General features: G+C 69.8%; 6 protein-coding genes. 5 read left to right on the top strand and 1 reads right to left on the bottom strand.

All coding sequences use genetic code 11. The features are described 5' to 3' along the window. The 4 genes from APM_RS09795 to metG all read left to right on the top strand — a co-directional run. A partial coding sequence (locus tag APM_RS09795; RefSeq protein WP_007423210.1) for an SPOR domain-containing protein occupies positions 1 to 305 on the top strand: 305 nt, incomplete at its 5' end. Next, positions 302 to 934, top strand: coding sequence for a dTMP kinase (gene tmk, locus APM_RS09790; protein WP_007423211.1), 633 nt, complete (start codon positions 302 to 304; stop codon positions 932 to 934). The genes APM_RS09795 and tmk, both read left to right, overlap by 4 nt. Beyond that, positions 934 to 1,902: a DNA polymerase III subunit delta' gene (locus APM_RS09785; RefSeq protein ID WP_007423209.1), complete on the top strand. Its 969-nt coding sequence runs from the start codon at positions 934 to 936 to the stop codon at positions 1,900 to 1,902. The genes tmk and APM_RS09785 overlap by 1 nt, the downstream gene beginning before the upstream one ends. Beyond that, entirely contained in the window at positions 1,899 to 3,434 is a 1,536-nt protein-coding gene (gene metG, locus APM_RS09780) for a methionine--tRNA ligase (protein WP_007423208.1), read from the top strand. The genes APM_RS09785 and metG overlap by 4 nt, the downstream gene beginning before the upstream one ends. 69 nt (positions 3,435 to 3,503) lie before the next feature. Here the strand turns inward: metG and APM_RS09775 are convergent, their stop codons facing one another. Continuing rightward, a complete protein-coding gene (locus APM_RS09775) occupies positions 3,504 to 4,517 on the bottom strand; it encodes a flagellar motor switch protein FliM (protein WP_007423207.1) in 1,014 nt (337 codons plus the stop codon). Between the two features lie 156 nt (positions 4,518 to 4,673). On the opposite strand from APM_RS09775, the gene APM_RS09770 reads away from it, so the two are divergent. Then, on the top strand, positions 4,674 to 5,952 hold a 1,279-nt coding region (locus APM_RS09770; protein ID WP_007423206.1), incomplete at its 3' end, for a hypothetical protein.

The following is a 5,952-nucleotide window of genomic DNA, read 5'->3' as shown; positions in this document are numbered from 1 at the left end:
CAGCCACCGCGCATCCGGCCGGCGTCCCCGGCGCTGTCGAGCGCCTGTCCGGCGTGGTGCGCACCGCACCACCATCGCCCGGCCCGCTCTATGTCGAAATCCCCGGCTTCGGGTCCACCACCGACGCCATGAACATGCGCGCGCGGCTCGCCGGCATGCCGGGCGCGATCCTCCCGCAATCCGCCGGCGGCCGCACCCTCTATGCGCTGCGCCTCGGCCCCTATGCCAGCGTGCCCGCCGCCGATGCGGCGCTGCGTTCGCTGCTCGACCGCGGCGTCGCCGGCGCCGAGATCGTGGTCCGGTGAGCCGGCAGGGCGTCTTCATCACGCTCGAAGGCGGGGAGGGGGCCGGCAAGTCGACGCAGATTGCCCGCCTTGCCGCCCGGCTTCGCGCCGCCGGGCACGAGGTTCTGACCACCCGCGAGCCGGGCGGCACGCCCGGGGCCGAAGCGATTCGCGCGCTGATGCTCGACCCCGCGCGCCATTTCGCGCCGCTGGCCGATACGCTGCTGGTCTTCGCCGCCCGCGCCGACCATGTCGCGGCCATCATCCGCCCGGCGCTCGAACACGGCGCCGTCGTGCTGTGCGACCGTTTCACCGACTCGACGATGGCGTATCAGGGCCACGGCCTGGGCGTGGACCGCGCGGCGATCGCAACCCTCGGCGCGATGATCGGCGCCACGCCCGATCTCACGCTGATCCTCGACCTGCCGGACGCCATCGCCCATGCGCGACTGGCGCACCGCGGCGGCGCCGCCGACCGCTACGAACAGTTCGATACCGGCTTTGCCACCCGCGTCGCTGACGGCTTCCGCGCCATCGCGGCTGCCGAGCCGGATCGTTGCGTCCTGGTCGATGCCGCCGGCGGGATCGAGGACGTCACCGAAACCCTCGCCGGCCTCATCCGCGCCCGGCTCGGCCTCGCCATCGCCTGATGCTGCCGCCCCGCGCCAATCCCGAGCTTCGGGGCCATGACGACGCCGTTGCCGAACTCTTCCGCGCCGCGACCGGCGCGCGCCTGCACCATGCCTGGCTGATCGCCGGCCCGCCCGGAATCGGCAAGGCCACGCTCGCTTTCCGCTTCGCCCGCTGGCTGCTCGCCGGCGCCCGCACGCCAGACCTGTCGCTCCCCGCGCGCGATCCCGCCTTCCGCCGCATCGCCACCGGCGCGCATGCCGACCTTCTGGTCATCGAGCGCCGCTACGACGAGAAGCGCAAGCGGATGCAGGGCGAAATCGTGGTCGACACGGTCGCCGCCGCCGGCCGCTTCCTGCGGCTCACACCGGGCGAGGGGGGGTGGCGCGTCGTCATCGTCGACGGGGCCGAGGCGCTGAACCGCAACGCCGCCAACGCGCTGCTCAAGCTGCTCGAGGAACCGCCGGCGCGGGCGATCTGGCTGCTGGTCTGCCACGCGCCCGGCCGCCTGCTGCCCACCATCCGCAGCCGCTGCCGCCGGCTGGACCTCGACCCGCTGCCGGTCGACACCGTCAGCAGCCTGCTCGCGGCCGCTCTGCCCGACCTTCCCGCCGAACGCCGCACGGCCCTGGCCGCGCTGGCCGAAGGCTCGATCGGCCGCGCCTTGTCCCTCGCCGATGCCGATGGCCTCGCCCTGGCCGGCCTCGTGGGCGAAGCGCTCGCCGGTCCGCTCCCGCCCGCGCGCGACGCCGCCATCGCCGATACGATCGCCCGCGCCGATGACGGGTTCGCCACCTTCGCCGACCTGCTGCGCGCCGCCCTGGCCACCGAAACCCGTGCCGCCGCCCGTGCCAAACCGTCGCCCGCGCTTGATGGCCGCGCCCGCCTCTGGCAGGACTTCGGCAGGATCGCGGCGGAGGTCGACGGTCTCAATCTCGACCCGCGTGCGGCGGTTCTGACCATGCTCCAGCTTCTCCGAGTGCCATGACCCGAAAATTCTACATCACGACCCCGATCTATTACGTGAACGGCGCGCCCCATATCGGCCACGCCTACACCTCGGTCGCCGCCGACGTGCTCGCGCGCTTCAAGCGGCTCGACGGGTTCGACGTGCATTTCCTCACCGGCACCGACGAGCATGGCCAGAAGGTCGAGGCCACCGCCCGCGCGAACAACATCGCCCCGCAAGAGTTCACCGACCGCATCGCCGGCGAGTTCCGCGCCATGGCGCAGGCGATGAACATCTCGAACGACGATTTCATCCGCACCACCGAGCCCCGCCACATCCGCTCCTGCCAGGCGATCTGGCAGGCGATCGAGCGGGCAGGGGCCATCGAGCTCGGCCATTACGAGGGCTGGTACGCCGTCCGCGACGAGGCCTTCTACGATGAAAGCGAGCTCGTCACCGGCGCGGACGGCATCAAGCGCTCGCCCTTCGGCGCGCCGGTCGAGTGGGTGCGCGAACCCTCGTATTTCTTCAAACTCAGCACGTTCCAGGATCGTCTTCTGAAACTGTATGAAGACAATCCGGAGTTCATCCAGCCCGCTTCCAGCCGCAACGAGGTGCTCTCCTTCGTCCGCTCCGGCCTGCGCGACATCTCGATCAGCCGCACCAGCTTCAAATGGGGCATTCCGGTGCCCGGCGCGCCCGATCACGTCATGTATGTCTGGATCGACGCGCTGACCAACTATCTCACCGCCTGCGGCTATCCGGACATGGACGCGCCGCTGATGAAATACTGGCCGGCGGACCTGCATCTGGTCGGCAAGGAAATCACCCGCTTCCACGCCGTCTACTGGCCGGCGATGCTGATGGCCGCCGGCCTGCCGGTTCCCCGCCGCATCTTCGCCAATGGCTGGTGGACGATCGAGGGCGAGAAGATGAGCAAGTCGCTCAACAATGCCCTGGCCGTCGAGCCGCTGATCGCGGAATTCGGGCTCGACCAGCTGCGCTTCTGCCTGCTGCGCGAAATGCCCTTCGGCAACGACGGCAATTTCTCCCGCCGTTCGGTCATCACGCGGATCAATGTCGAGCTCGCCAACGATCTCGGCAACCTCGCCCAGCGCACGCTCTCCTTCATCGCCAAGAACGCTGGCGGCGTGGTGCCCGAAGCGGGTCCCGCCGCCGAGGCCGATCACGCGCTGCGCGCCATCGCCGACGGCCTGCCGGACCGCATGCGCGATGCGATGGATCGCCTGGCCTATCAGGAGGCGATCGAGGAGGTCTGGAAACTCGTCCGCGCCGCCAACGCCTATATCGACCACCAGGCTCCCTGGGCCTTGCGCAAGACCGACCCGCAGCGGATGCTGACTGTGCTGCGGACCCTCTGCGAGGCGCTGCGCGTCGTCGGCATCCTGCTGCAGCCCTTCATGCCGGAAGCCATGGCGAAACTGCTGGACCAGCTTGCCCTTCCGGCGGATCGGCGGGGTTTCGCGTCACTCGCCACCCCGCTCGACGCTGGCGCAGTTCTGCCGCCGCCGTCCGGCTTGTTCCCCCGGATCGTCGAGCCCGCTTCCTGAATCACGCAGCAATCGAATCGCGAACCTCGAACAGGGCATAATTCGCGATCCGGGCCAGGCCGGGCGGAGCTATTCCCGCTCGCGCGAGATCCAACCCCGGATTTCGGCGGCCAGCCTGCCGTGCCGCACGCCAAGGCGGCCGGCGAACAGATCCACACTGCCGCAGCGCAGCGTAACGTCCGAGCCGCGCGGCGCATTGATCGGGATGATGTCGCCGACGCGCAGGTCCATCACCGCCCCCAACTTCATCGTCTGTTCGTCGAGCACGGCCTCGAGTTCGATATCCGTGTGCCAGAGTTCCTCGGCGAGATGGCTTTCCCAGATGGAGTCGCGGCCGAACTTCTCGCCCATGAACTGCTGCAGCAGCAGTTCGCGCACCGGTTCCAGCGTCGCGAAGGGCAGGATGATGTCGATCATGCAGTTGCGCCCTGCCGAGTGCAGGCTGAGCCGCGCGGTCAGCGCCACGCCCGAATTCCGTCCGATCGTCGCGAATCGCGGATCGGTCTCGGTGCGCTCGAAATCGAACGTCACGTCGCAGATCGGCGCGAAACTGTTTCTAAGATCGTGCAGCACCACCCGGATCAGCCGCTCGGTCAGGTTGCGGCTGATGGAGGTCACCGGCTTGGGCAGTTGTCCGGTCGCGGCGGCAACCCGACGGCCGCCGAGCAGGATCTCGGTCAGGTTGCTCACCGTCATGGCGTCGACATGGATCAGCCCGAGATTGTCCCACTCCCGCGCGCGGAACACGCCCAGCAGCGCCATCGGCGCGATCTCGGCAAAGCTGTCTGCCAACCGCCGCGAGGCCAGCCGCGTCAGCCGGACTTCCACATTGTCCTGAAACAGGTTGCGCAGCGAGCCGGCCAGGATTCGCGACAGCCGCTCGAAGACGACTTCCGCCATCGGCAGCCGCTCATAGCTGTCCGCCCGGCCATAAAGCAGCCGGCTGGCTTCCTGCTCTGCTTCCGGCTCCGGTTGCAGAGCGTCGTCCTCAAGAGCGCCCCCGCCCGAGAGAATCGAGTCGATCTCCTCCTGCGCGAGTTGTGTCGCGCTGTCGGTCCTGTTCGTTCGAGCCTGCCCGCTCATCCGCTCCTCTACTCCCGCCGGGCCATGCGACTGGCCCGCTCCTCGATCCGCCGACACCATGCCCCAACCGGGTTAACAAAGAATTGAGAACGCAATCGAAACGCAGCCGACACCGAACGTCGTCGATCCGTTACACGCCGGCGTCATTCTGTCGCGATGCGGGCGGCGTCGGATCATCGCAGCGAGCGGGCCGGACTTCTGGCGGGCATCGGGCTGGTTTTCGCGGCGTCGCTCGCGGCACGCCTGCACGGGCTCGGGGCCAAGCCGCTTTGGCTGGATGAGGTCATCACCTTCACCCGCGCCGGACGGCCGCTGCACGGCCTCGTGCTCGATTCGCTGCGCAACCACCATCTGCCGGGCTTTTTCGTGATCGAGCGCGCCGCGCTACTGCTCGCGCCGAAGGCCGCGCAGGTGGCGGCGTTGCGCCTTGTCCCGGCACTCGCCGGGGCCGCCTGCGCGGCGCTGGTCTTTGCCATCGCCTGGTCGGCCGGCGGACGGAGCGGCGCCTGGCTTGCCGGCCTGCTGATGGCCTTCGCGCCGCTGCAGGTCGCATTCGGCCAGGAAGCCCGGTCCTACACGCTGATGATGGCGCCCCTGCTGCTGGCGCTGCACGGTCTGCTTGGCCTCGTGCGCGCGCCCGATGCGCCCTGCCGCCGCCCCTGGCTGAATTTCGGTCTCGGCACCGCGGGCGCGCTGCTGGTGCTCCCGGATGCGCTTCCCTGGCTGGCGGCGGCGACGCTCGCGATACTCGCCGCCGCCCTGCCGCGGAGCCGCGACCGCATCGGGCTTCTCCGCCGCTGGGTCGCGCTGAATGCCGCCCTCCTGTTGCTGGTGGCGCCGGCCTATGCCTTGTTGCTGCTGGTGCCGCCCCAGGGTCCGATGGCAGGGTTCGCCTGGATTCCGCCGCCTTCCGCATCGTTCCTGTGGGCCGACGCCGCCAGTCTCTATTTCATGCGCGACGCGACGATGGTGACGATGCGGCTGCTGCCACCCGTCCTGCCCGGGCTCGCCGCCGCAATGGCGCTACTCGCCATCCTCGGTCTCTGGCGCCTCCGGCGCGCCCGCGCCGAGGCACTGGTGCTGCTGATCGTCTGGCTTGGCCTGCCGATCGCCCTCGGCGTCGTCTCGCTCGTCCACCCGGTGATGCTGCCGCGCTACCTGCTCTGGAGCGCGCCGCCCTTCTTCGTTCTCGCCGGCCTCGGCATCGAAGCCCTGCCGCCACCTGCGAGGCTGGCGGCGCTGCCGGCCGCCGCCGCCGTGCTGCTGTTCAATCTCGCGCCCTACTACCATGCCGAAACCAAGCCCCGCTGGGATCTGGCGGCGGCCCGGCTCGCCGCGCGCGCCACGGCGGGCGACGTCATCCTGGCAAGCGACGGTGCGGCCTGGGCCATGCTCGGCCATTACGATCCCGCCCTCGCGCCGCTCGTCACCCAGC

It is taken from the genome of Acidiphilium sp. PM, from assembly GCF_000219295.1.
GTDB lineage: Bacteria > Pseudomonadota > Alphaproteobacteria > Acetobacterales > Acetobacteraceae > Acidiphilium > Acidiphilium multivorum.
This window is presented reverse-complemented; position numbering and strand designations above follow the sequence as displayed.

Excerpts from the sequence above, each read along its gene's own strand:
- metG (WP_007423208.1), top strand. The coding sequence starts at position 1,899 with ATGACCCGAAAATTCTACATCACGACCCCGATCTATTACGTGAACGGC.
- APM_RS09775 (WP_007423207.1), bottom strand. The coding sequence starts at position 4,517 with ATGAGCGGGCAGGCTCGAACGAACAGGACCGACAGCGCGACACAACTC.
- APM_RS09785 (WP_007423209.1), top strand. The coding sequence starts at position 934 with ATGCTGCCGCCCCGCGCCAATCCCGAGCTTCGGGGCCATGACGACGCC.